The following is a 24398-nucleotide window of genomic DNA, read 5'->3' on the forward strand; positions in this document are numbered from 1 at the left end:
AATATTTTTATCAAAAAAAGAAAGTTATTTCACACTTTAACAACATATTAACTGAGAAGAAAAATATGATTTTAAGCTTAGTTTAATTGCAAATATAACGATTAAAAAAACCGCTAAATTAATTTAGCGGTTTTTTCTTTTTCACTTAAGAAAAATTATTTATCACGGTTACGTTTACGTTCGTTTTCAGTCAAGTAACGCTTACGGATACGAATTGATTTTGGAGTAACTTCAACTAATTCATCATCTTCAATGAATTCAAGCGCTTGTTCAAGCGTGTATTCCATTGCAGGTGTTAAAGTTAATGCTTCATCAGTACCAGATGCACGAACGTTAGTTAACTGTTTCGCTTTAGTTGGGTTAACAACCATGTCATCTGAACGAGAGTTAATACCGATGATCATGCCTTCATATACTTCTAACTGTGGTTTCGCGAATAAACGACCACGGTCTTGAAGTGTAAATAATGCATAGCCCAAGCAAGTACCTTGAACCATTGAAATCAATACACCATTTTGACGTTTCGCAACAGTACCTGCTTTTGCTGGACCATAATGCGAGAAACTTGATGTCATGATCCCTGTACCAGAAGTCATGGTCAAGAATTCAGAACGGAAACCGATCAAACCACGTGAAGGAACAGTTGCTTCAATACGGATACGGCCTTTACCGTCAACTTCCATATTGGTCATTTCGCCTTTACGGAAGCCCATTTGTTCCATAACAGAACCTTGGTGCTGTTCTTCAACGTCAAAAGTTACGTTTTCGTAAGGCTCTTGTTTTTCACCGTCGATTTCTTTCATGATTACTTGTGGACGTGACACGCCCATTTCGAAACCTTCACGACGCATGTTTTCAATTAGAACTGAAAGATGAAGTTCACCACGACCAGATACTTTGAAACGGTCTGGACTGTCAGTATCTTCAACACGTAAAGCTACGTTATGGATTAATTCGCGATCTAGACGTTCACGGATATTACGTGAAGTTACGAACTTACCTTCTTTACCAGCAAACGGAGAATTGTTTACTTGGAATGTCATAGATACTGTAGGTTCATCTACAGATAAAGCTGGTAATGCTTCAACATTTTTCGGATCACAAATCGTGTCAGAAATGTTAAGCGCATCGATACCAGTAATACATACGATATCACCAGCAGATGCTGAATCAACATCAATACGCTCTAAACCATGGTAACCCATGATTTTTAAGATACGGCCGTTACGTGTATTGCCTTCTTTGTCAATTACAGTAACAGGAGTATTTAATTTTACTGAACCACGTTGAATACGACCAACACCGATAACACCTACGAAGCTGTTATAGTCAAGTGAAGAAATCTGCATTTGGAATGGACCGTCAGCATCAACTGCTGGTGGTTCAACGATGTCTACAATCGTTTCAAACAACGGCGTCATGTCTTCCGCAAGTTCTTCAGGTGCAGGACCTGCAACACCACGTAAACCTGATGCATAAACGATTGGGAAATCCAATTGTTCATCAGTTGCACCAAGGTTATCAAATAAATCAAATACTTGATCAATAACCCAGTCTGGACGCGCACTTGGCTTGTCAACTTTGTTAATAATAACGATTGGTTTTAAACCACGAGCAAACGCTTTTTGAGTTACAAAGCGAGTTTGTGGCATTGGACCTTCTTGAGCATCAACGAGCAGTAATACGCAGTCAACCATCGACAATACACGTTCTACTTCACCACCGAAGTCGGCATGTCCCGGGGTGTCAACGATGTTGATACGGTAAGTTGTATCAGTACGCTTATCTAACCAAGTAATAGAAGTGTTCTTTGCAAGAATGGTAATACCACGTTCACTTTCAAGCGCGTTCGAGTCCATGACACGCTCAATCTCGCCTGCTCGGTCACCGAGAGCACCTGATTGCTGAAGAAGTTTATCGACAAGTGTGGTTTTCCCGTGGTCGACGTGCGCAATAATTGCGATATTACGGAGATTTTTGATATCTGACATGAAAATTCGAAACGCCTGAAATTTGAGGGCAAATTATACAGAAAAACACTACTCTTGAGTAGTGACAGTTTATTGACATTGACAAAAAAATTTCTAATAGCCTGTATTTCGTTTTGTAAAGATAGTTATCTCGATTAGAATAGCGCCAATTTGCGAAATTGCGGCGTACCTACACCCATGTCCAGTCAACATTCCCAAGACCATTTAGACCTTGTTTATGGCTTAAATGATCGGCCAAAACCGTTGATAGCTTTTTTAGCAGCTTTTCAACATTTGCTTGCGATTATTGTACCAATTGTTACGCCTGGCCTTTTAATTTGTTTAGCTTTAGGTGTTTCACGCACTGAAACTAACATGATTTTATCGATGTCTTTGGTGATTTCGGGCATTGCTACATTTTTACAATGTAAAAAAGTTGGTCCATTTGGTGCCGGTCTTCTTATTGTTCAAGGCACAAGCTTTAACTTTATTGGTCCTATTATTGGGATTGGTAGTGCAATGGTTGCCGCAGGAACACCTGTAAACCAAGTCATGGCTGCAATATTTGGTGTGGTCATTGCAGGTTCCTTCATTGAAATGGGTGTTTCGCAAATTCTTCCATGGGTAAAAAGACTAATTACTCCTTTGGTGACCGGTATTGTTGTTCTATTAATTGGCTTAACACTTATTAAAGAAGGCTTGATTAGTATGGGTGGTGGCTACCAAGCCATGCAAGATCATACTTTTGCAAGTGCAGACAACCTTATTATGTCATGTACCGTACTTGCCATTATTGTTGTTCTAAATCGTATTCGAGTGGTTTGGATTAAAAGCTCAGCTATTTTAATCGCTTTAGTAAGTGGTTACATTCTTGCTGGATTTATGGGACATCTAGATTTCTCTGGTATTAAAGATACGCCACTCGTACAAATTCCGACACCAATGCACTTTGGTTTGAGCTTCTCTTGGGGATTGTTCATTCCAATGGCATTCATTTATTTGGTGACCTCTTTAGAAGCAATTGGTGATGTGACAGCAACTAGTAAACTTTCCAACCAACCTGTTAATGGTCCAGTATGGATGCAGCGTATTAAAGGTGGCGTGTTAGTTAATGGTGCAAACTCTTTATTGGCAGGATTATTTAACACGTTCCCTAGTTCTGTTTTCGCTCAAAATAATGGTGTAATTCAATTAACTGGGGTTGCTAGCCGCTATGTAGGTATCTGGATTGCCATTTTACTGATTTTATTAGGTCTATTTCCTGCGGTAGCTGGTGTGATACAAGCAGTTCCTCAAGCGGTGTTAGGTGGCGCTGTTATGGTAATGTTCGGTGCAGTGGCTGCATCAGGTATTAATATACTGTCTTCAGTTCATCTTGATCGCCGAGCATTATTAATTATTGCCATCTCACTTGCATTAGGTTTAGGTGTTGCTCAAGTTCCTCAAATTTTAGAGCACCTTCCAGAATTATTTAAAAATATTTTTAGCTCTGGCGTGGCAACAGGTGGTATAGCAGCATTGATTTTAAATGTCGTGCTTCCTGAAACTCATAAATAACTAACTTTTAATTTTGATTACTGCCCAGCTCCCACTGGGCATTCTTCTTCATGAGAGATGTACATGGATCCTAGAAGTGAAGTGGTATTAAGACAGCAAGACTATTTAAAAGGTAGAATCTTGTTAATTAATGCACCGAATGATGCCTTAGTCAGTCAATTACCCACTGGGACTGATGCGTCAGTCTGGACATGGAACCATGCCGACTATCAGGGATTTATTAATAGTGGAACAGAAGCACACTTCTCAGTTGAGTTTCCATCACAAGAATTCGACCAAGCAATCATTTTTGTTCCAAAATCTAAAGAGCTCTTGAATTACATATTGCATGGAGTGATGAGTCATCTTAAAACCGATCAAGCTGTTTTTTTAGTCGGTGAAAAAAAGGGTGGCGTAGAAAGAGCCGCCAAACAATTACAAAACTTCGGCAAAGTACTAAAACTTGATAGTGCCCGCCACTGTCAGCTGTGGCATTTAAAGATTGAGAAAACTGAAAAGATCAAACCTCTGGAAAGCTGGCTTAAAACTTATACTGTTCAAGTGAATGAACAAGAGCTTACGATTTGCGCCCTACCCGGTGTCTTTAGCCAAAATCATCTAGATGTCGGAACTGCTGTTTTACTCCCTTATCTTAATCAGGTGAAATCAGGTAGAATTGCCGACTTCGGGTGTGGTGCTGGAATTATCAGTTGCTATTTGGCAAAAATAAATTCAAGTAATATTATTCACGCCCTAGATATTGATGCTTTCGCTTTACGGTCAACGGAAATGACTTTTAGTCGAAATGGAATAGGTTCAGACCAGTTGAGATTGCAGCCCGTTATAGGTATTGCAGACGCTCCAACAGAACTCGATGCCATTGTCAGTAATCCTCCTTTTCATCAAGGTATTCATACCAACTATGATGCAAGTGAAGGACTCTGCCAGAACGCTAAAAAACATTTAAAGGCATCAGGTGAGCTATGGATTGTAGCAAACCGTTTTTTAAACTATCCGATCTTAATTGAGAAGCACTTTGGTCAGTGCCAGATTAAAACTGATCTTCAAGGCTTTAAGGTGTTATATGCCTGTGCATAACAAACTATGTAAGGAATCTCCATGAGCGAAACACATGCTCCTGAAAAACTCCAGCGTAAGCTTGGGGCTCGTCATCTGAATATGATCGCCATTGGTGGTTCCATTGGTACAGGCCTCTTCCTTGCTTCTGGATCAACCATTGCAAATGCTGGTCCGGGTGGAGCGCTACTCGCCTACTCTCTCATTGGTATTATGATTTACTTCTTAATGACCAGCTTAGGTGAGCTTGCAACCCACACCCCAACTTCTGGTGCTTTTTTTACATACGGCAGTCGCTATGTCGAAGAGGGCTTTGGTTTCGCTCTAGGCTGGAACTACTGGTACAACTGGGCAATTACGGTTGCATTCGAACTTGTTGCAGTTCAGTTTATTATGAAATTCTGGTTCCCTGATATACCAGGATTCTATTGGAGTGCCCTGTTCCTTATCGTTATCTTTATGATTAATGCCATGACAGTAAAGGGATTCGGCGAAAGCGAATTCTGGTTCTCTATGGTAAAAGTGATCGCCATCGTTGCCTTTATTATCATTGGTTTAGCCATGATCATTAAGATTATGCTAACTCCAGGTGTCGCAGCTTTTGGAAACTGGACCTATAAAGAAGCACCTTTTGTAGGTGGTTTACAGGCAATGATCGGTGTTGCAATGATTGCCGGATTCTCTTTCCAAGGAACTGAGATGGTTGGCGTTGCTGCTGGTGAATCAAAAGATCCAAAGAAAACGATTCCACTTGCAATCAAACAGATTTTCTGGCGAATCTTACTGTTTTATATCTTATGTATTTTCATTATCGGCACTCTCATTGCCTATGATGACCCAAATTTGTTGCAAGCTGCTACCACTGAAAATATTGCGCTTTCTCCATTTACCTTACTCTATGAAAGAGTTGGCTTTGCCTTTGCTGCTGGTTTAATGAATGCTGTCATTCTTACCGCTATTTTATCTGCAGGTAACTCGGGCATGTATTCTTCAACCCGTATGTTATTTAAAATGGCTCAAGAAGGCCGTGCTCCAAGGTGGTTTGCAAAACTTGATGGTCGTGGCGTTCCGATGAATGCACTATATGCCACAACATTTATTGCTGCATTTTGTTTTTTAACAACCTTTATTGGTGAAAAGCAAGTATTTAACTGGCTACTCAATATGTCAGGTATGTGCGGTTTTATTGTTTGGCTAGGAATTGCTATTTCGCACTATCGTTTCCGCAAAGGTTATATTGCTCAAGGCTATAAATTAGAAGATTTAGCATACCGTGCCAAATTTTTCCCATTTGCACCTTGGTTTGCATTTATCCTATGTTCAATCATTATTTTGGGACAAAACTATCAAGCCATTTTAGGTGGAAAAATTGACTGGTTAGGCCTACTTTCAACCTATATTAGCTTGCCATTGTTCTTAATTATCTGGTTAGGCTATAAGTGGAAAAATAAAACCAAACTCATCCCTTATGATCAGATGAACGTCAAACCTGAACAAGATTAAAAGTCAGTTCCAATAGGTAATTTAAAGTTAATCAAAGATCAAAAACTTGATCTTTGATTAAAAAAGCGTAAAATTCCGTTCAGATTTTCAACGGCACTTTTAAATAAGGAGGACATCATGCCAACACTACAAGGTAAAACAGACTAAATAATTTGGCACGATGTCAGCTCACGGACAAGTGTACAAATTCACTTCACTTGTCCGAATGCTCAAATTTAAGACCTAGCATTCGCTAGGTTTTTTTATGCCTGCTCGGACAAAAATAAGAGAAAAAATTATGGGCATACAAAAAATATTAAACGAGGAGGCACTGTATGGTGTTCCCGTTAAAATTTTCACTCAAGATATAGATAGTGAAAGTATTGAACAACTCAAGAAAATGGCTCAGTTGCAATTTATCTATTCTCATATTGCAGTTATGCCAGATGTTCATGTCGGGAAAGGCGCTACAGTAGGAAGTGTTATTCCGACTAAACATGCCATTATTCCTGCTGCTGTAGGCGTAGATATTGGCTGTGGGATGAATGCAATTCGTTTAAGTCTAAAGGCTTCTCAATTGCCAGATAGTTTAAGTCGTTTACGCGATGCTATTGAGCGCAAAGTCCCCGTTGGATTTGCCTTACATAAACAGGTCAAGGCAAAAGCTTCAAGCATTACTCCACTTGAGAAAAGCTTAGAGCCGATTATCAAAAAGCATCCTGGTCTTGTCCGGATGCTCCGACAATTTGATGCGACATGGCAAAAACAATTGGGCACTTTAGGTGGCGGCAACCACTTTATCGAGCTCTGTATTGATGAAAATCAAGACGTATGGATTATGCTGCATTCGGGTAGCAGAGGACTTGGTAACGTTATTGGCACTTATTTTATTGAGTTAGCCAAGAAAGAAGCTCAGCATCGTTTTGGTCATGTACCTGATAAAGATTTGAGTTATTTTGCCGAAGGCTCAAAAAGCTTCGATGATTATGTGGAAGCGGTAGAATGGGCTCAAGAATATGCTTTTGAAAATCGCAAAGAAATGATGCGATTAATATTAGAGGCAATTCGCCCTTTTCTACCTTCTTTTCAAATGACAAAAGAGGCTATTAATTGTCATCATAATTATGTAAGCCGTGAAACACATTTTGGTGAAAATTTATTGATTACCCGAAAAGGCGCAATTCGTGCGGGTTTAGATGAATTAGGCATTATCCCAGGTTCAATGGGAGCAAGATCTTATATCGTTAGAGGTAAAGCAAATGCTGAGTCATTTTGTTCTTGTTCTCATGGCGCAGGTCGTAAGATGAGTCGAAGCAGGGCAAAAAATCTTTTTAACCAGCAAGATCTTATTGAACAAACCCAAGGTATTGAATGCCGTAAAGACAGTGGGGTTGTCGATGAAATCCCAAGTGCTTATAAAGATATTGATAAAGTCATGGCAAATCAGGCTGACCTCATTGAAGTTGTCCACACACTTAAACAAGTTTTATGTATTAAGGGTTAAAATATGAAAATTAAAGAAATGTCAAAGATCAAAGTCCGTAATCAAGTAGCTCTTTCTCCTTTACTTCACAAAGGCGGGATGCATGAAACGGAAAAGCCGCGTGCCCAACATCGTAGAGATAGACAAGATACTAAACAGCAATTGAGAAAGGGTGATTGGTAAATATTTTAGACAGTAAACAAAAGAAATTATTATGAAGGAGACATAGAAATGATTAAATATTTTAAAAATCGCAATAAAAAAAGCGACTCTAACGAGTCGCTTTTTTACTGTTCAAGAACTCAAATTATTGAGCTGCTGCAGGAGCTGCCGCTTCTTGACCAGGTTGAACAACTACAGTACGGCTACCAGTGATTGTCGCGAATACACGACGGTTCATAGCACGGCCTTCTTTAGTTTTGTTGTCAGCAATCGGTTGATCCCAAGCGAAACCTTGAGTAGACAAACGAGATGCATCAACGTTGTATTCGTTTACAAGAGCTGATTTAACAGAATTAGCACGAGCTAAAGATAAACGTTCGTTTAACTTACGTGGACCAGTGTTATCTGTGTGACCTTCGATACGTGCAGTAGCGTTAGGGTATTCAGTTAACTTCTCAGCAACTTTAGCGATTTCTGGCTTGTATTGGTCTTTGATATTTGATTTGTTAGTATCAAAGAACACACGAAGTTCCATGTTAAGGTCTTCAGTTAGCTCTTGTGGTTGTGGAGCAACTGGAGTTGGTTCAACTGGAGCAACTTCTACTACAGGAGCAGCAGGCTTCAAGTGACCACCAAGAACTACGTTTAAACCAGCAAGAGCTGTATAACGCCAGTATTTCTCATCAAAATCATAAGTACCACGAGCTTCAGTACGAAGTGATAATGCATCATTCAAACGATAGAAAGCACCTACACCAGCATTACCGATTGTATCTTTCTTGTCTTCATAGATACCATCAAACTCAGTTTTAGTTTGACCTGCACCTAATAATACGTACGGCTTGAATTTGCTGTCGTAGTTCTTAGTAATCAAATCTGAAGTAGCGTAGAAGTTACCAGCAATAGTTTTTTGTTTATATTCAGCACCAGCTACGCCAGTACCATCAAGATCACCTTTAACTTGGTTATATTCAGCTTCGAAACCTAACCAAGGAGTTAATTCAACACCTAGTGCAGCACCAACGAATAAATCATCTTGTAATTCAGCATGATCTGTTAATTTATCGTTGTTGTGGTCACTATCCTGCCAAGTATAACCTACCAATAAAGGGGTAACAGTTACGCCAGCATTAGCAGCAGCTAAAGGTGCAGCGACAAGCATAGCAAGTGCAATACGACTCAATTTCATGGATATCCTCCAGAGATAACAATTGTTGTTCAAGCTCAGCCTAAATTTATTGGCCCCTGAGATATTTTTACCCCAGTATTATTTTTAAGCTATTCACATTTGAATCATACAAACACTTGATAGACTTTCCAAGTGCTTGATAATTTTAATCAAGTAAATTATTGACAAAATTACTTACAATTTCCGTTGTAATTCGGTAATTTTTTACTCAACTAGCAAATATGAACAACTTCTTTCTTTCGCTTAGGGTGATTTTACCAGTATTCTAGCGTCCTGATAACCTTTATTTAATTTTGTGTTTCCTCATTATAAAAAGCCATATAAATCATTGATAGAACGCATAAAATCAAAATATTTCTTTATATATTAAGGAATTTTAATGTTTAAATCTCCTGGTTTCACACTAATGGAACTCATCATAACGCTCGCAATTCTTATGATTATGTTCACTATAGCTCTTCCTTTATACCATCAATTTATGGCTTCGGTAGAATTAAAAAACACTTCTCGACTACTGACAATTCATATACAAAAAGCCAAATACGACGCAATTCTACGACATAAGAGTGTAGTACTTTGCCCAAGTGTTGATTTAACGCTATGTAATAGTAATTGGGATACAAGCCTTATAAGCTTTGTAGACATAAATCATAATCTACAGAGAGAAAGCGACGAAGAGATATTGACCAATGTTGAACTTAATCATCGTTATGGTTCTTTAAAATTTCAAAAATTTGGAAAAAAATTAAATAGTATTGTATTTCAGGGAGACACTGGATTGCCACGTGAGTCTAATGGCAGTTTTACTTATTGTTCTTATGATCAGCTTAAAAACTTTAAATTGGTTCTCAGCAAAATGGGACATATTCGTTTAGAAGATTTAAAAAATTGTTAGAACTCTACAGTCTAATGCAGAAGATATTTCTCTCTGATTTTTGCAATATACTGCCTAGGTTTTAAACATTTCTTATTTTGAGATTAAGAACAACTGGAGATTAGAACAATGACTGACATCGTAATTGTTAATGGTGCTCGTACTGCCATGGGTGGTTTTCAAGGATCGTTATCGGGACTTACTGCGCCTGAACTAGGTGCTGTAACCATTAAAGAAGCAATCGCAAGAGCAGGTTTACAACCTACTGATGTCGAAGAAGTCATTATGGGTTGTGTTCTTCCTGCTGGTTTAAAACAAGGCCCTGCTCGTCAAGCAATGCGCAAAGCTGGCTTGCCGGATTCCACAGGTGCAGTAACGATTAATAAGCTTTGTGGCTCTGGCATGAAAGCAGTAATGCAAGCAACCGATATGATTAAAGCAGGCAGTGCTGAAATTGTTGTTGCGGGCGGTATGGAGTCCATGACAAATGCGCCTTATGTTTTACCAAAAGCACGCGCTGGCTATCGTATGGGTCACGGCGAAATTAATGATCATATGTTTCTTGATGGACTTGAGGATGCTGAAACTGGTCGTTTAATGGGTTCTTTTGCTCAAGATATGGCAAACACACGTGGCTATACACGCGAGCAAATGGATGACTTTGCAATTCGTTCTTTGAAACGTGCTCAAACAGCGATTACTGAAGGCTATTTCAAAGATGAAATTGTTTCGGTTACCGTACCTAGTCGCAAAGGCGATGTTGTTGTTGATCAAGATGAACAACCTCTAAATGCAAAGATCGACAAAATTCCTTCACTTAAACCAGCTTTTGCAAAAGACGGAACAATCACCGCAGCAAACGCGAGTTCTATTTCGGATGGTGCATCTGCATTAGTACTGACATCAAGTGACGTTGCTGCTCAACGCGGTTTACAGCCACTTGCTAAAATTATCGCAACAGCATCAAACTCTCAGCACCCTTCTGAATTTACAATCGCTCCTGTTGGTGCCATTGAGAAAGTTCTGAAAAAAGCTGGCTGGAATGCTCAAGATGTCGACCTATGGGAAATTAACGAAGCTTTTGCCATGGTCACCATGTGCCCAATTGATGATTTCAAACTTGATGCTGAAAAAGTAAATATCAATGGTGGTGCTTGCGCATTAGGTCATCCTGTTGGTTCTACAGGTTCTCGTATTATTCTTACATTGATCCATGCTCTTAAACGCACTGGCGGTAAAAAAGGTATTGCTGCTCTTTGTATTGGTGGTGGTGAGGCTACAGCCGTTGCAATTGAACTCATTTAATTAAAAAACAATATTTCAAAATCTCGCTTCGGCGGGATTTTTTTATGAAAAAACTACAAAAAATGACCCACAAAATCACTTTTACGTTTTAACTTATTCTTCTAAATGAAAACAACAATGGACTATAACAATGCAACTCAATCACTATCTCAACTTTCAAGGTCAGGCAGAGCAAGCGTTTAATTTCTATAAGTCAGTTTTTGGCGGTGAGTTTGGCATGTTGAGCCGCTATGGCGATATGCCACCTACTGAAGGCGTGACTTTATCGGAAGCTGATAAGAATCTAGTTCTTCATGTTTCACTGCCAATTAATGAATATACGGTACTTATGGCATCAGATACAAATGATCAATTCTGTGCCCCTAACAGCGTTTTTACCCAAGGTAATAATCACTACATTTCGATTAATCTTGAAAAAGATGAGCAAGAAAAAGCAAAACAACTTTTTGATGCTTTATCTGTAAATGGTCAAATCGAAATGCCTCTAGAAAAAACGTTCTGGGGCGCATTGTACGGCGCTTTTACCGATCAATTTGGCATAAAATGGATGATCAACTGCCAGCTTGATACTTAATATTTTCAACACTTAACCTCATAGAAGTACTCTGATATTTCTATGAGGTTCTAAATATCGATATTGGAATATTGAGCAATAATCATCAGCCCCACCGTAATGAAACCAATTCCAACCCACCCTGCCACATCAATATTTTGCCCAAGAAAAATCTTTGCCAGAAAAGCTGTCGCTAATACGCCAATTCCAGACCAAAGTACATACAAAATTCCAGCCTGCATATATTTCAAAGCAATGGCAGCACAAGCGAAAGAGATCATATATAGAATCAGAGCAATACCTTGAGCTGTCTTATTAACTAAGCCATTACCTTTTGCAGAATAGAATGTGGAGAGTACATCCGTCGCGATGGCAAATAATAGCCACCAAGCACCGGGATTTATTTTTGAAATTAAGCCTAGCATTCTTGTTCTTCAGTTAAGTCATTTAAAAATTATTTATAAAAAAAGCTGAACCTAAGTTCAGCTTTCGTATTTGAAATCTATTTAAGCGCCAGTTTGATAACTTGCTTGCGGTACAGCGGTTGAAGCTTGATATGGGTTGGTAAAGTCTTGTAAACCTGCCGCCGCTTCTTGCACGTCTTTGCCTTCTTTTACGACAAAACTATCAAAACCAGAACGTTTTAAGTAGTTTAAGACATCCTTAAATACATCACCCGTTGCCCGCAATTCACCTTGGAAACCTTGGCGACGTAATAGTGCAGCAAATGAGTACCCACGACCATCACCAAAACCTGCAAACTCAATGAAAATTGCATTAAGCTCGTTTAATGGGAATGTATGATCTTCAGGTGAATCATTCACAGTCACATACAAAGCTTTTTTACCTTGAATGTTTGCTAATTGGTCTAGTTGAGCTGTTGTTACAACAACATCACCTTGAGGAATAACACCATCTTCAGCAATGATTTGATAAGTATTGTCAGCGATCGTGCCATCTTTATAAAGCACTGGTAGAGCTGTATTAAGCATATGCACGCTCCTTAAATGGTTGAATTCCTACACGGCGATATGTGTCAACAAAACGCTCACCTTCAGTACGTAAATCAAGATAAGTGTTTAATATTTCTTCAATTACGTCTGGAACAGCATCTGCTGCAAATGATGGTCCTAAGATGTCACCGATTGATGCATCATGGTCCGAATTACCACCTAATGTAATTTGGTAGAATTCAGCACCTTTTTTATCTACACCTAAAATACCGATGTTACCTACGTGGTGGTGACCACAGGCATTCATACAACCAGAAATATTTAAGTCTAAATGACCAAGGTCATACACCTTATCCAAGTCATCGAAACGACGTGTAATTGCTTCAGCAATTGGAATTGATTTCGCATTTGCCAGTGAACAGAAATCACCGCCCGGGCAACTAATAATATCGGTAATAAAACCAATATGTGCACGTGCCATATTTTGTTGTTCAAGCGCTTGCCATACATCGAACAAATCTTTTTGAGGCACATCTGCCAAAGCAATGTTTTGTTCGTGAGTTGTGCGAAGTTCACCGAAAGTATATTTATCAGCAAGATCTGCAATAAAGTTCATTTCTTCGGTGGTCATATCGCCCGGTGCGATACCTGCACGTTTCAAAGAAATCGTAACAATACGATAGCCTTTCACTTTATGTGCATGTGTGTTGATATTGAACCATTGCTTGAATTTTGGATGCTCAGCAAATAAGGCCGTGAAGTCTTCATCTGCCAAATCTTGATAGTCAAATGGGATGAACTCTTCATCCAGTTTTTTCAAGATTTCTGGCTGAATTTTTAATGATTCACGTGTATGTTCAAATTCAGCTTCAACTTTCTGAGCAAAAACTTCAGGAGTTAATGCTTTCACTAGAATTTTGATACGTGCTTTATATTTGTTATCACGACGGCCATGCAAGTTATAAACACGCAGAACGGCTTCTAAGTAAGAAATTAAATCTTCACGTGGTAAAAACTCGCGAATGACGCTACCAATGATTGGGGTACGGCCTAAACCGCCACCAGCCATAATTTTGTAGCCGATTTCACCCGCTTCATTACGCACGATATATACACCAATATCGTGGAATGCTGTTGCAGCACGGTCTTTTTCTTCAAGTGCAGAAACGGCAATTTTGAACTTACGTGGCAAGAATGCAAATTCAGGGTGGAACGTACTCCACTGACGAATCAATTCACATGTTGGACGTGGGTCTGCAATTTCGCCTGCAACCACACCTGCATATTGGTCAGTCGTTGTATTACGAATACAGTTACCACTGGTTTGAATGGCATGCATTTGTACCGTTGCAAGTTCAGCTAAAATTTCTGGTACATCTTCAAGAGCTGGCCAGTTTAACTGAATGTTCTGACGTGTAGATACGTGTGCATAGCCACGATCATATTCAGTTGAAACTTCAGCAATTTTACGTAATTGTTTTGAACTCATTAAGCCATACGGCACAGCAATACGCAGCATAGGCGCATAGCGTTGCACATATAAACCATTTTGCAAACGTAATGGACGGTATTCATCTTCAGAAAGTTTGCCCGCTAAATAGCGCTCTGTCTGATCGCGGAACTGAGCAACTCGTTGATTAATCAGCTGCTGATCGAAATCGGTATATAAATACATGGCGTATGGCTAGTAGATTCATTATTAAGGCAGATAGCATAGCGAGCTTTTATTCATCAATAAAATGCTTTTTTTGCATATTTAATAACGGTTTTATTGATAAGCTTTAATATAAATCGATATAAAAAAAGCCTGGATAAATCCAGGCCCTTTTTATAGAAGCATTTTATTTGTTATCTGGTAAGGCATAAGCCACTAAATAGTCGCCCATTTTCGTACCAAATGAACCATGACCACCGGCCATAATTACAACATATTGCTTACCATTGATTTCATAAGTCATTGGTGTTGCTTGTCCACCCGCTGGTAAACGCGCTTCCCAAAGTTTCTTACCGTTAGTGACATTAAATGCACGTAAGTAGTTATCTTGAGTTGCACCAACAAACATGACATTACCGGCAGTAGAGATTGAACCACCTAAACCAGGAACACCAATTTTTACAGCTGGTAATTGGAACAAGTTCGGTAAGCTGTCACGAATTGTACCAATACGTTTTTTCCATACCACTTCATGGGTTTTCAAATCTACGCCTGCAACATATCCCCAAGCTGGTTGTTTACAAGGTAAACCAAGTGGAGATAAGAATGCGCTGATTTCTACGCCATAAGGTACGCCGTACATTGGTTGTACGCCCTGCTCAGTTCCCGCACCTTTTGCAGTTTGCGCACGGTTTGGATCAGCAGGAATCAAACGGCTTACAAATGGCAATCCGATTGGGTTCATTACAGCAACTTGACGGTCAGGGTTAACCGACATACCGCCCCACTCAAACACACCTAAGTTACCAGGGAAAACTAAAGTACCGTTTTCAGATGGTGGAGTATAAATACCATCGTAATTTAGACGTTTGAAAGATACACGACACATGAGCTGATCAAGCATTGTGGCACCCCACATGTCTTTATCTGTCAATTTGTCTTGTGGTGCCAAGTTCAAGTCAGAGAATGGCTGAGTTTTTGAATAATGCTCGCCTTTCGTTTGTGGTCCACGTTTAACTGTTTGTGGAACTGGTTTCTCAGTTACAGGAACAATTGGTTGACCGTTACGGCGATCAAGAACAAAGGCATTACCTGTTTTCGTCAATACATAGATTGCAGGAACAGTTTGGCCAGCTTTATTTTTAATATCAGCTAAAGATGGCTGAGATGGTACATCCATATCCCATAAATCGTGATGGGTTGTCTGGAAGTTCCATACTAATTTACCAGTAGAGGCATTAATCGCTAACATTGAGTTCGCATAGCGCTCTTTAAGTTCAGTACGGTCACCACCCCAAATGTCTGGAGTACCTACACCTGTTGGCACATAAACGATATCAAGTTTTGAGTCGTATGCTAAAGGTGCCCACGCATTTGGTGAGTTATGAACGAAATTGGTACCTTCACCCGGCATTGCATTTGGATCTGCTGCGCCAGTATCAAATACCCAAAGAAGTTTACCAGTGTTAACGTCGTAACCACGAATTACACCTGATGGCTCTTTGTTTGAGTAGTTATCTGTTACCGAACCAGCAATAACAACTGTTGAACCAGTCACGACACCAGGAGAGGTTGGGTTGTAACCACCTGGGTAAGCGTATGGCATAAACTCTTGCAAGTTCACTTCACCATTTTTACCAAAGTCAGTACATGCTTTACCAGTGTCAGCATTCACTGCCACTAAACGGCCATCATTCACTGGAACAAAGACCTTACGCGGACATTGTGTAGAGTTAGATTTCTTGCCTTGAAGACTCGTTGCAAACTCAGTTGTGTTGTTTGCATCGTAATACATCACACCACGACAAGTTAAATGCTGGAACGATTTATCCGTTTTAAGTTTCGGGTCAAAACGCCATTTTTCTTTACCTGTAGCGGGATCAATCGAGATTAATTGCTGATGAGCTGTACAGATAAACATGTTATTACCGATTTTAATCGGAGTAACCTGATTGGTTGTTTCGCCAGAGTCATTACCCGTTTTAAGATCGCCAGTACGTAAAGTCCAAGCAACTTTCAAATCTTTTACGTTTTGGTCATTGATCTGTTTTAACGGAGAATAACGTACACCTGCCTGAGTACGACCATAAGCAGGCCAATCACTCTCGGCAACACCAGGTACTGCTTGAGCAGTTTCTGGTTGAGGTGTTTTGATTTCACCATTAATTTCTTGCGGATCATTGAAAACAGAGTAAACCATTAACAAGATTGCAATTGCTAAAGTTGAAGATAAGGCAACTTTACTTGATCCAAGGTTGTTGATTCCACGAGTCACGGCTGGAACCAATAACCATAAACCAAGAATGCCTAAAATATCTAAACGCGGTGCAAGCGCCCAAAAGTCGGTTCCAACTTCCCAGATACCCCAAATAATGGTACCTAGCATTAAAGCGGCATATACCCACAATGCTGTGGAAGCGCGCTTATAAAGTTGCCATGCAACAATCAGGAGTAATACACCAGCAATAATATAGTAAATTGAACCGCCTAATGTAGCGAGCCAAATACCTCCAATTAACAGGAATAACGCTAATAACCCAATAATAATTACGGTAAAAGTCGTTAATCCTGATCTTGAAGTAGGTTGATTCATAAATCACCTCTTATCAATCATCATTTTTATCGGAAAGATACGCCGAGCTTTTGTTCAAAAACTGGCCTATCAATACATCTAAAATAAAACTCAGGCACAAAGAAAAAAACGGAAGGTCAAGTTATGTCAATCAATGATTTAACCCTCGACAATCCGTTTTCGGAGTAATTACGCTTAGAATGCAGTTGAGAATTTAATACCGCCTACCCAAGTATTATCACCATTTTTTAATGCCCCAACATGACGAACATATTGCACATTTGGACGGATAGTCAGCCAATTCGTCGCATGAATACCGTAGTAAAGCTCGGTATTGTATTCAGTGTCGTATTCTTTATTTTGGACATCGTTCCAATCATCGTTGATATGGATACGTGCAACACCTAATGCCAACTCATCTTGAGGACGTTGATTCAGCAAACCTTTATAGACTAAGCCTACATTTTGCATGTTATCAATTTTGTTGGTGTCGGAATCGTGGAAAGTCAGGTTTACAAAACCAGTCAAACCGCGGTCTGTTTGATCAGCAGGCTGAAATAATTTTTGTTTTGCAGTTACCCAAACACCTTGCTTATGAGAATTTTTTGTTTCATCTGCAATTTCTTTGGCATCAGCAGTACTGTAGTAATAACCTAAACGGTATTCACCAGCCATGCTTTGAACACCTAATTTAGGTGACCAAACCACTTCGGCAGGAATAATCGCACCGTGAGAACCATCCGTACTCAGGTTAAAACCTTTGCCTCGGTCCAGATTTTCTGGGTTATATTCATATACACCAACTTGCGTATATAAGTCAGGTTGCAAGTTATATTTAACACGCATTGCCCATTGGCTCACTGGCCAGTTATACCACTGATCGCCGACCCAGTTCCCTACTTGAGAACCGCAAAGCGCCAAGTTCTGGAAATCACAGTCAAAACTATTAAAGTCTTCACCTTCACCAAAACGGCCGACTTTAACGTCTAACTTTTGATCCATGAATTTTTTCTTAATCCACAAATCTGTTAAACGCCAAGTTTGCTCACGCCCCCACACTTCCTGTACAGAACTCAAATGCCCAGCTAAAGCTGGTGAATGTTCAGAAAGTGATTGACCATCACGATAAGTTAACGTGATTTGAGCTTCTGTATCTTGCCAACCTAAAATTTTATTTAGGTCAAAATGAGTTCCTAAAGCAAGTTGCCCCGTATAAGCACTACCATGGGTAGATGTCTGCTTTGAGTCTAAAATACCGGCATATTCACCGGTATATCCAAACGAAAAATCATAACCTTGTGCTTGTAACGCTGTGCGTTGACCGTTCCAATCACCCAACATCCACGGACTATTTGGGTCAAATGCAGCCGCAGCTTGTGCGTGCTGTATAAAAAGAGTAATTGATAAAACGGATAAACAGGAAGCCATCAAGGATTTATGTGTTTTCATGTTTACATACCTTTTATGTCTTTGTTTATAAAGGGTACGCTAATTTTATGTAAAGAAATTATTCAAAATGTTAATCAATTGATTAATCTAATAATAATCTTAATACACATTGTATAAGAAATGGCCTCTACTCTTTACCACTGCCCTTCACCAAGTTTTTGACCTATAAAGGAATATCTCATTTTCGATCTTGAAAACTTAATTGGACAAGCCAATTGTGGTTCTGTATCTGCTGTATTATTTTGCAAAGGTACATCCACAATCCATCCACGTTGTTGTGCTAAGGGCGAGTTTAAGGACTCAGTTAGGCTTAAAACAGGTTCTACACACACATCAAGATTTGCGAATATTTCATGCCATTCTTTAAATGTTCTAGTCTTTATTTTTCCTTGAATAGCTTGTTTAACCTCTTGTCGGTCATCGGCATCTAATGAAGCACCTTTTTGTAATAGTAGTGGCAAATCAAGCGCTATTGATAACCCTGACATAAATTGTGGTTCAAGACTACCAATTGATAGATAGCGCCCATCTTGTGTCATATAATAATCATAGAAAATGCCACCATTAAGCATGCCATGCTCTGGAGCCTGTTCGACCTGTGCAGCAAGTGTGGCTGATGCAGCCATACTATTTAAGCTTGCCACGCAATCTGTCATAGAAATATCAATGTATTGCCCCATGCCGCTACGCCCGCGCTCAACCACTGCGGCTAAAATAGCAATGACCGCATGAAGTGAACCACCTGCAATATCTGCAACTTGAATACCAAGCGGTGGCGGGCCACTGTCTTGTCGGCCGCTATACCCAGCAATACCAGCTAAAGCTAAATAGTTAATGTCATGTCCAGCTCTGTCTTTATAGCTTCCTGTCTGTCCATATCCGGTAATTGAACAATAAATTAAACGTGGATTAATTTCTGCAAGCGTTGAATAGTCTAATCCTAGACGTTGCATCACCTCAGGTCGAAACTGCTCGATGACAATATCAAATTCGGAAATCTTAGCTTTAATCAGCTCAATACTCGCTGGATCTTTTAAATCAAGAACAATCGACTGTTTATTTCGATTTAAATAACTATGTGCCGTTGCTTGTCCATTTGCATAAGGCGGCATGATGCGAATTAAATCTGGACGTGATGGAGATTCAATATGGATGACTTCTGCGCCCATATCGGCTAAATACATTGTGGCAAAAGGTCCAGGTAAGAGTGTCGAGAAATCGAGAACTTTAAGTCCATTTAATGCTGTCGTCATCGTTTTTTAACCACTATTATTCATATTTTCTTTTATATTAGTTAAGCAAATATTCTAAAACAATGTCATGTTCAGCCATTTACCTTGATCATTTCGGCAATTTAACATGTAAAAAGTGCTTTTACTCTGTTGTAAATCGCCAATTTATTTTTTTAGACGGTCATTTAGGTCAATTTAAAGTGAACATCAAAGAGACTGAAGGATTCAATATGAGTCGCGATACGATTAGCATCCACTTCGTGAATGCGGCTTTGACAGGCGTAAAACGCCTTGGCATGGATGTCGAGACGTTACTTTCACATGTGGGTATCGAAGCGGAACTATTACGTCAACCTAAAGCTCGAATCTCGCCAGAACAATACACTCGTTTTATAAAAATGTTGTGGATGGTCACACAAGATGAACACGTTGGTTTTGATGTACAGCCACGTCGTTTGGGCACTTTTGCCATTATGTGTCAGTTGATTATTCATGCAAAAACCTTGGGCCAAGCCCTTGAACTCTCATCTCAATTTTACAAATTATTCGGTGATGAATGGTCTGTAAGCCTAGAGCGTGACAAACATGAAGCACGTTTAGTTCCACTCATTCCAAAAACATTAGATCCAGACCATTTCATTACTGAAAGTATGTTAATGATTTGGCATGGTTTGGCATCTTGGCTGATTGAACGTCGCTTACCTTTAGAACGTGTTCATTTTAGCTATCCACGTCCTGCTCATGCAGATGAATATGATGCATTATTTTTTGCGCCGGTCATGCAGTTTGATGCACCGCGTACTGAAATTACCTTTGCAGCCGATTATCTTGACTTACCAATCCGCCAAGATGAAAAAACGCTAGAAGAGTTCTTAAAAGCAGCTCCTGCTCAGCTTTTAGTAAAATTCAAAAACACCAACTCGCTGACTTCTCGTATTCGTGACGTGCTTAAAAGCCAGATTGGTGAAGAAATGCCAACGCTTAATGACGTTGCATCAATGCTGTACTTATCTCCTCAAACCTTACGCCGCCGCTTGGCTGCTGAAGGTAAAAGTTACCAAGGCGTGAAAGATGCCCTGCGCCGAGATGCTGCTATTCATTTGTTACTCAACCCAGAATTAACACTTGAAGATGTTGCACAACAAGTTGGCTTTAGTGAAACCAGTACTTTCCACCGCGCATTTAAAAAATGGACAGGTGTGACCCCTGGTTTATATCGCCAGCTACACGGCTACCACTAATTCTTTAATCTATTTAAGTTTCACATTTAGCCCAAGTTCAACTTGGGCTTTTTTGTATCTCTATTGGCAAAAATCATCACCTGACTGGTGCGCTTATCGTCATTGCACTCGCTATTAAAACCAGTACACTCAAAACACAAATAAATTTTAAGCAATAAAAAAGGAACTGTTATGAGCGAGGCTTATATTATTGATGCCATTCGCACACCACGCGGAAAAGGAAAAAAAGACGGCTCTCTTTACGAAGTAAAACCAATTACCTTACTCACCACTTTATTAAACGAATTACAGCAACGCCATCAGCTTGATACGTCTAAAGTCGACGATATTGTTCTAGGTTGCGTAACGCCAATTGGTGATCAAGGTGGTGATATTGCTAAAACAGCAGCGATTGCAGCGGGTTGGAATGATGATGTTGCTGGGGTGCAAATCAATCGTTTTTGTGCTTCAGGTTTAGAAGCAGTCAACATGGCAGCAATGAAAGTTCGCTCAGGCTGGGAAGATTTAGTGGTTGCTGGTGGCGTCGAGTCAATGTCACGCATTCCAATGGGCTCCGATGGCGGGCCGTGGGCGTTAGACCCTGAAACCAATCTAAAATCATCATTTGTTCCACAAGGTGTAGGGGCTGACCTCATTGCAACCTTAGATGGTTATAGCCGTGAAGATGTAGATACATTTGCAGTAAACTCTCAGCAAAAAGCTGCAGCAGCTCAGGCAAATGGCTATTTCGATCAATCAGTGGTTCCAGTAAAAGATCATTCTGGTGTGGTTATTTTAGAAAAAGATGAATTTATTAAAGGAAATACGACAGTTGAAGGACTGACTAAACTCAACCCAAGTTTTGAAATGATGGGACAAATGGGTTTTGATGCCATCGCCTTACAAAAATATCCTGAAGCACAAAAAATCAATCATGTTCATCATGCAGGTAACTCATCTGGCATTGTCGATGGAGCTGCTGTTGTTTTATTGGCCTCAGAAAAAGCCGTGAAAGAACAAAACTTAAAACCGCGCGCTAAAGTTTTGGCGACTGCACTGGTCGGGACAGACCCAACGATCATGCTGACTGGCCCTGCTCCTGCGGCACGTAAAGCCTTAGAAAAAGCTGGTCTTACCATTGATGATATTGACCTGTTTGAAGTCAATGAAGCCTTTGCAGCAGTTGTAATGCGTTTTATCAATGAACTCAATGTTCCACCAGAAAAAGTCAATGTAAATGGCGGTGCGATTGCTTTAGGCCATCCATTGGGTGCAACGGGTGCCATGATTTTAGGCACGCTACTTGATGAGCTTGAACGTCAAAATAAAAAGCGCGGTTTAGCTACGCTCTGTGTCGGTGGTGGTATGGGTATTGCCACCATTATTGAACGCGTATAAAGATTAGGGATATAAAAGATGAGTGCAATCCAATACGAAAAAAATGCCGATAACATTGTCATTTTAACGCTTGATTCAACAGGTCAATCTGCAAACACCATGAATGCCGAGTTTCGAGACTCGCTTGATGAGGCAACCCAAAAACTAAAAGCAGAAACAGCACTTGCGGGCGTTATTTTCCGCTCAGCCAAAAAAACTTTCTTTGCTGGGGGCGATCTAGATGAGCTTATTCAGGTTCAGCCTGAACATGCCACTGATTTTTTCAACATGGTTGAAAAGTTAAAAGGTCATTTACGTACCATTGAAACTCTAGGTATTCCTGTAGTTGCAGCCTTAAATGGCACAGCCCTTGGTGGCGGTTGGGAAATTGCATTAAGTTGCCATCACCGCATTGCTATTAATGACCCAAAAAGCAAATTCGGCCTACCAGAAGTCACTTTAGGCCTGTTACCAGGTGGCGGTGGTATTGTCCGCATGGTACGCCTACTTGGCTTACAAAATGCATTCCCATTTTTAATGGAAGGTAAGCAGTTTGGTGTCGATAAGGCAAAATCTTTAGGTCTGATACATGACACTGCCGAAAACGAACAAGAGCTTTTAGATAAAGCAATCGCATGGGTAAAAGCCAATCCAAAGTCTCAACAACCTTTTGATGTGAAGGGTTATAAAATTCCAGGTGGCGATCCAAAGACTCCAGCTGTTGCTCAAGTTCTTGCTATTGCCCCAGCCATGTTAAGAGACAAAACCAAAGGTTGTTACCCTGCTCCTGAAGCAATTATGGCGGCAGCAGTCGAAGGCGCTCAGGTCGATGTCGATACAGCGTTACGCATCGAATCTCGTTACTTCACCGAACTCACCACGGGTCAGATCTCTAAAAACATGATCGGTACTTTCTGGCACGGTCTAAATGCAATTAAGTCTGGTGCTAGCCGCCCTGCCGATGTTGCAAAATGGCAAGCCACCAAAGTTGGTGTGTTAGGCGCGGGCATGATGGGTGCTGGTATTGCATATTCAACCGCAATTAAAGGCATTCCTGTGGTACTGAAAGATGTGTCTGTTGAAAATGCTGAAAAAGGCAAAGCCTATTCACAGAAACTCCTTGATAAACGCGTTTCTCAAGGCCGTATGACCGCAGAAAAACGTGACCAAGTATTATCCCTCATTACAGCAACTGCCTCAGCACAAGACTTACAAGGCTGTGATCTCATTATTGAAGCGGTATTTGAAAACCAAGAGCTCAAAGCCAAAGTTACTCAAGAAGCTGAACAATATTTAGCTGAAAGTGGAATCTTTGCATCGAATACTTCCACCCTACCAATCACAGGTTTGGCGACAGCGAGTAAAGATGACCAGAAGTTTATTGGACTACATTTCTTTAGCCCAGTCGACAAAATGCAGTTGGTTGAAATTATTAAAGGTAAAAACACTTCAAGCGACACACTTGCCAAAGCCTACGACTTTGTACAACAAATTGGAAAAACACCGATTGTTGTCAATGATAGTCGTGGCTTCTTTACCAGTCGTGTGTTTGGTACTTTTATTCAAGAAGGTATGCGCTTACTTGCCGAAGGCGTTCATCCAGCCCGCATTGAAATGGCAGCACTTAAAGCAGGCATGCCTGTAGGTCCCCTCGCTATTCAAGATGAAGTATCTTTAACTTTAACCGAACATGTTGCCAGTGAAGCACGTAAAGCTTTGCAAGCTGAAGGAAAAGATTTGCCTAAGACCTCTGTCGATGAGGTCGTTCATACCATGATTCATGAGTTAAACCGTAAAGGTAAAGCAGCCGGTGCAGGTTTCTATGAATATCCTGAAAGTGGTAAAAAGCACCTGTGGGAAGGTTTAAACCGCTGGCAAAAAGATCACGACATTTCTGAACAAGATATGATCGATCGCATTCTGTTTGTACAGGCTTTAGATACCCTACGTTGTTATGATGAAGGTGTTTTGGAGTCGGTTATTGATGCCAATGTCGGTTCAATCTTTGGTATTGGTTATGCTCCTTGGACCGGAGGTGCGATCCAGTTTCTGAATCAATACGGTACTGATAAAGCACAAAAACGAGCTGAAGAATTAGCTGCCAAATATGGTGAACGTTTTACACCTCCAACTTTGCTAAAAACCAAAGCTGAGCAGAAACAAAATATTCAATAACCTAGACTTATTGGATATTTAAAAACTGCATAAACCTTACCCATATAAATATATTTTATTTATATGGGTTTTTCTTTATGACCTTTAAGATTTCAGCCTCCTGCCTAAATATGCTATAAATAGACTTCATTTTTG

At 40.1% G+C, this 24398-nt stretch carries 19 protein-coding genes; 11 read left to right on the forward strand and 8 right to left on the reverse strand.

The features are described 5' to 3' along the window. Positions 1–155: 155 nt before the first annotated feature. Complete coding sequence (gene typA, locus RMB03_RS14425) at positions 156–1991, reverse strand: translational GTPase TypA (RefSeq protein ID WP_005036264.1); 1836 nt, start codon at positions 1989–1991, stop codon at positions 156–158. Between the two features lie 177 nt (positions 1992–2168). Here typA and RMB03_RS14430 point away from each other — a divergent pair, with 177 nt between their 5' ends. From RMB03_RS14430 to RMB03_RS14450, 5 genes are all read left to right on the forward strand, one after another. Next, a complete protein-coding gene (locus tag RMB03_RS14430) occupies positions 2169–3527 on the forward strand; it encodes a uracil-xanthine permease family protein (protein WP_209831976.1) in 1359 nt (452 codons plus the stop codon). A 63-nt stretch (positions 3528–3590) separates the two neighbouring features. Continuing rightward, on the forward strand, positions 3591–4604 hold the full coding sequence (locus RMB03_RS14435; RefSeq protein WP_311076706.1) for a class I SAM-dependent methyltransferase: 1014 nt from the start codon (positions 3591–3593) through the stop codon (positions 4602–4604). 21 nt (positions 4605–4625) lie between these two features. Further along, positions 4626–6086, forward strand: coding sequence for an amino acid permease (locus tag RMB03_RS14440; protein WP_209735060.1), 1461 nt, complete (start codon positions 4626–4628; stop codon positions 6084–6086). 277 nt (positions 6087–6363) lie between these two features. Next, positions 6364–7569, forward strand: coding sequence for an RtcB family protein (locus RMB03_RS14445; protein ID WP_311076707.1), 1206 nt, complete (start codon positions 6364–6366; stop codon positions 7567–7569). 3 nt (positions 7570–7572) lie between these two features. Beyond that, on the forward strand, positions 7573–7731 hold the full coding sequence (locus RMB03_RS14450) for a hypothetical protein (RefSeq protein ID WP_005036254.1): 159 nt from the start codon (positions 7573–7575) through the stop codon (positions 7729–7731). A gap of 124 nt (positions 7732–7855) precedes the next feature. Here RMB03_RS14450 and omp38 read toward each other — a convergent pair whose 3' ends face one another. Continuing rightward, positions 7856–8899: an outer membrane protein Omp38 gene (omp38, locus tag RMB03_RS14455; protein ID WP_205468557.1), complete on the reverse strand. Its 1044-nt coding sequence runs from the start codon at positions 8897–8899 to the stop codon at positions 7856–7858. A 379-nt stretch (positions 8900–9278) separates the two neighbouring features. Here omp38 and RMB03_RS14460 point away from each other — a divergent pair, with 379 nt between their 5' ends. The 3 genes from RMB03_RS14460 (at position 9279) to RMB03_RS14470 (ending at position 11652) form a co-directional block, all read left to right on the forward strand. Beyond that, positions 9279–9794, forward strand: coding sequence for a GspH/FimT family pseudopilin (locus tag RMB03_RS14460; protein WP_281832804.1), 516 nt, complete (start codon positions 9279–9281; stop codon positions 9792–9794). Positions 9795–9902: 108 nt separating this feature from the next. After that, positions 9903–11078: an acetyl-CoA C-acyltransferase gene (locus RMB03_RS14465; RefSeq protein ID WP_311076708.1), complete on the forward strand. Its 1176-nt coding sequence runs from the start codon at positions 9903–9905 to the stop codon at positions 11076–11078. Between the two features lie 130 nt (positions 11079–11208). Beyond that, a complete protein-coding gene (locus RMB03_RS14470; protein WP_017392465.1) occupies positions 11209–11652 on the forward strand; it encodes a VOC family protein in 444 nt (147 codons plus the stop codon). Positions 11653–11702: 50 nt separating this feature from the next. On the opposite strand, the gene RMB03_RS14475 is transcribed toward RMB03_RS14470, so the two are convergent. The 6 genes from RMB03_RS14475 to RMB03_RS14500 all read right to left on the reverse strand — a co-directional run bounded on the left by RMB03_RS14475 (position 11703) and on the right by RMB03_RS14500 (position 19512). Further along, positions 11703–12056 (reverse strand): multidrug efflux SMR transporter, encoded by a 354-nt coding sequence (locus tag RMB03_RS14475; protein WP_132071591.1) that lies wholly within the window; start codon positions 12054–12056, stop codon positions 11703–11705. Positions 12057–12137: 81 nt separating this feature from the next. Continuing rightward, positions 12138–12623 carry a DUF934 domain-containing protein gene (locus RMB03_RS14480; protein WP_004638960.1) on the reverse strand — a complete coding sequence of 162 codons (486 nt, stop codon included), beginning with the start codon at positions 12621–12623 and terminating at the stop codon, positions 12138–12140. After that, positions 12616–14259 carry a nitrite/sulfite reductase gene (locus RMB03_RS14485; RefSeq protein WP_003655249.1) on the reverse strand — a complete coding sequence of 548 codons (1644 nt, stop codon included), beginning with the start codon at positions 14257–14259 and terminating at the stop codon, positions 12616–12618. Before RMB03_RS14485 ends, RMB03_RS14480 begins: the two co-directional genes overlap by 8 nt. Positions 14260–14425: 166 nt before the next feature. Next, the gene (locus tag RMB03_RS14490) at positions 14426–16831 is read right to left on the reverse strand and encodes a glucose/quinate/shikimate family membrane-bound PQQ-dependent dehydrogenase (RefSeq protein ID WP_311076709.1); all 2406 of its coding nucleotides are present in this window, start codon (positions 16829–16831) and stop codon (positions 14426–14428) included. A gap of 174 nt (positions 16832–17005) precedes the next feature. Beyond that, positions 17006–18238, reverse strand: coding sequence for a carbohydrate porin (locus RMB03_RS14495; RefSeq protein WP_080593131.1), 1233 nt, complete (start codon positions 18236–18238; stop codon positions 17006–17008). A 155-nt stretch (positions 18239–18393) separates the two neighbouring features. Then, complete coding sequence (locus RMB03_RS14500) at positions 18394–19512, reverse strand: CaiB/BaiF CoA-transferase family protein (protein ID WP_311076710.1); 1119 nt, start codon at positions 19510–19512, stop codon at positions 18394–18396. A 209-nt stretch (positions 19513–19721) separates the two neighbouring features. Here RMB03_RS14500 and RMB03_RS14505 point away from each other — a divergent pair, with 209 nt between their 5' ends. The 3 genes from RMB03_RS14505 (at position 19722) to RMB03_RS14515 (ending at position 24263) form a co-directional block, all read left to right on the forward strand. Beyond that, positions 19722–20732, forward strand: coding sequence for an AraC family transcriptional regulator (locus tag RMB03_RS14505; protein ID WP_004638954.1), 1011 nt, complete (start codon positions 19722–19724; stop codon positions 20730–20732). 171 nt (positions 20733–20903) lie between these two features. Next, the gene (locus RMB03_RS14510) at positions 20904–22109 is read left to right on the forward strand and encodes an acetyl-CoA C-acetyltransferase (protein WP_205468554.1); all 1206 of its coding nucleotides are present in this window, start codon (positions 20904–20906) and stop codon (positions 22107–22109) included. Between the two features lie 18 nt (positions 22110–22127). After that, positions 22128–24263 (forward strand): 3-hydroxyacyl-CoA dehydrogenase NAD-binding domain-containing protein, encoded by a 2136-nt coding sequence (locus tag RMB03_RS14515; RefSeq protein WP_311076711.1) that lies wholly within the window; start codon positions 22128–22130, stop codon positions 24261–24263. Positions 24264–24398 lie beyond the last annotated feature (135 nt).

Origin of the sequence: Acinetobacter sp. V91_7 (genome assembly GCF_031799075.1) — a bacterium.
In the GTDB taxonomy this organism is placed as follows: Bacteria; Pseudomonadota; Gammaproteobacteria; order Pseudomonadales; family Moraxellaceae; genus Acinetobacter; species Acinetobacter calcoaceticus.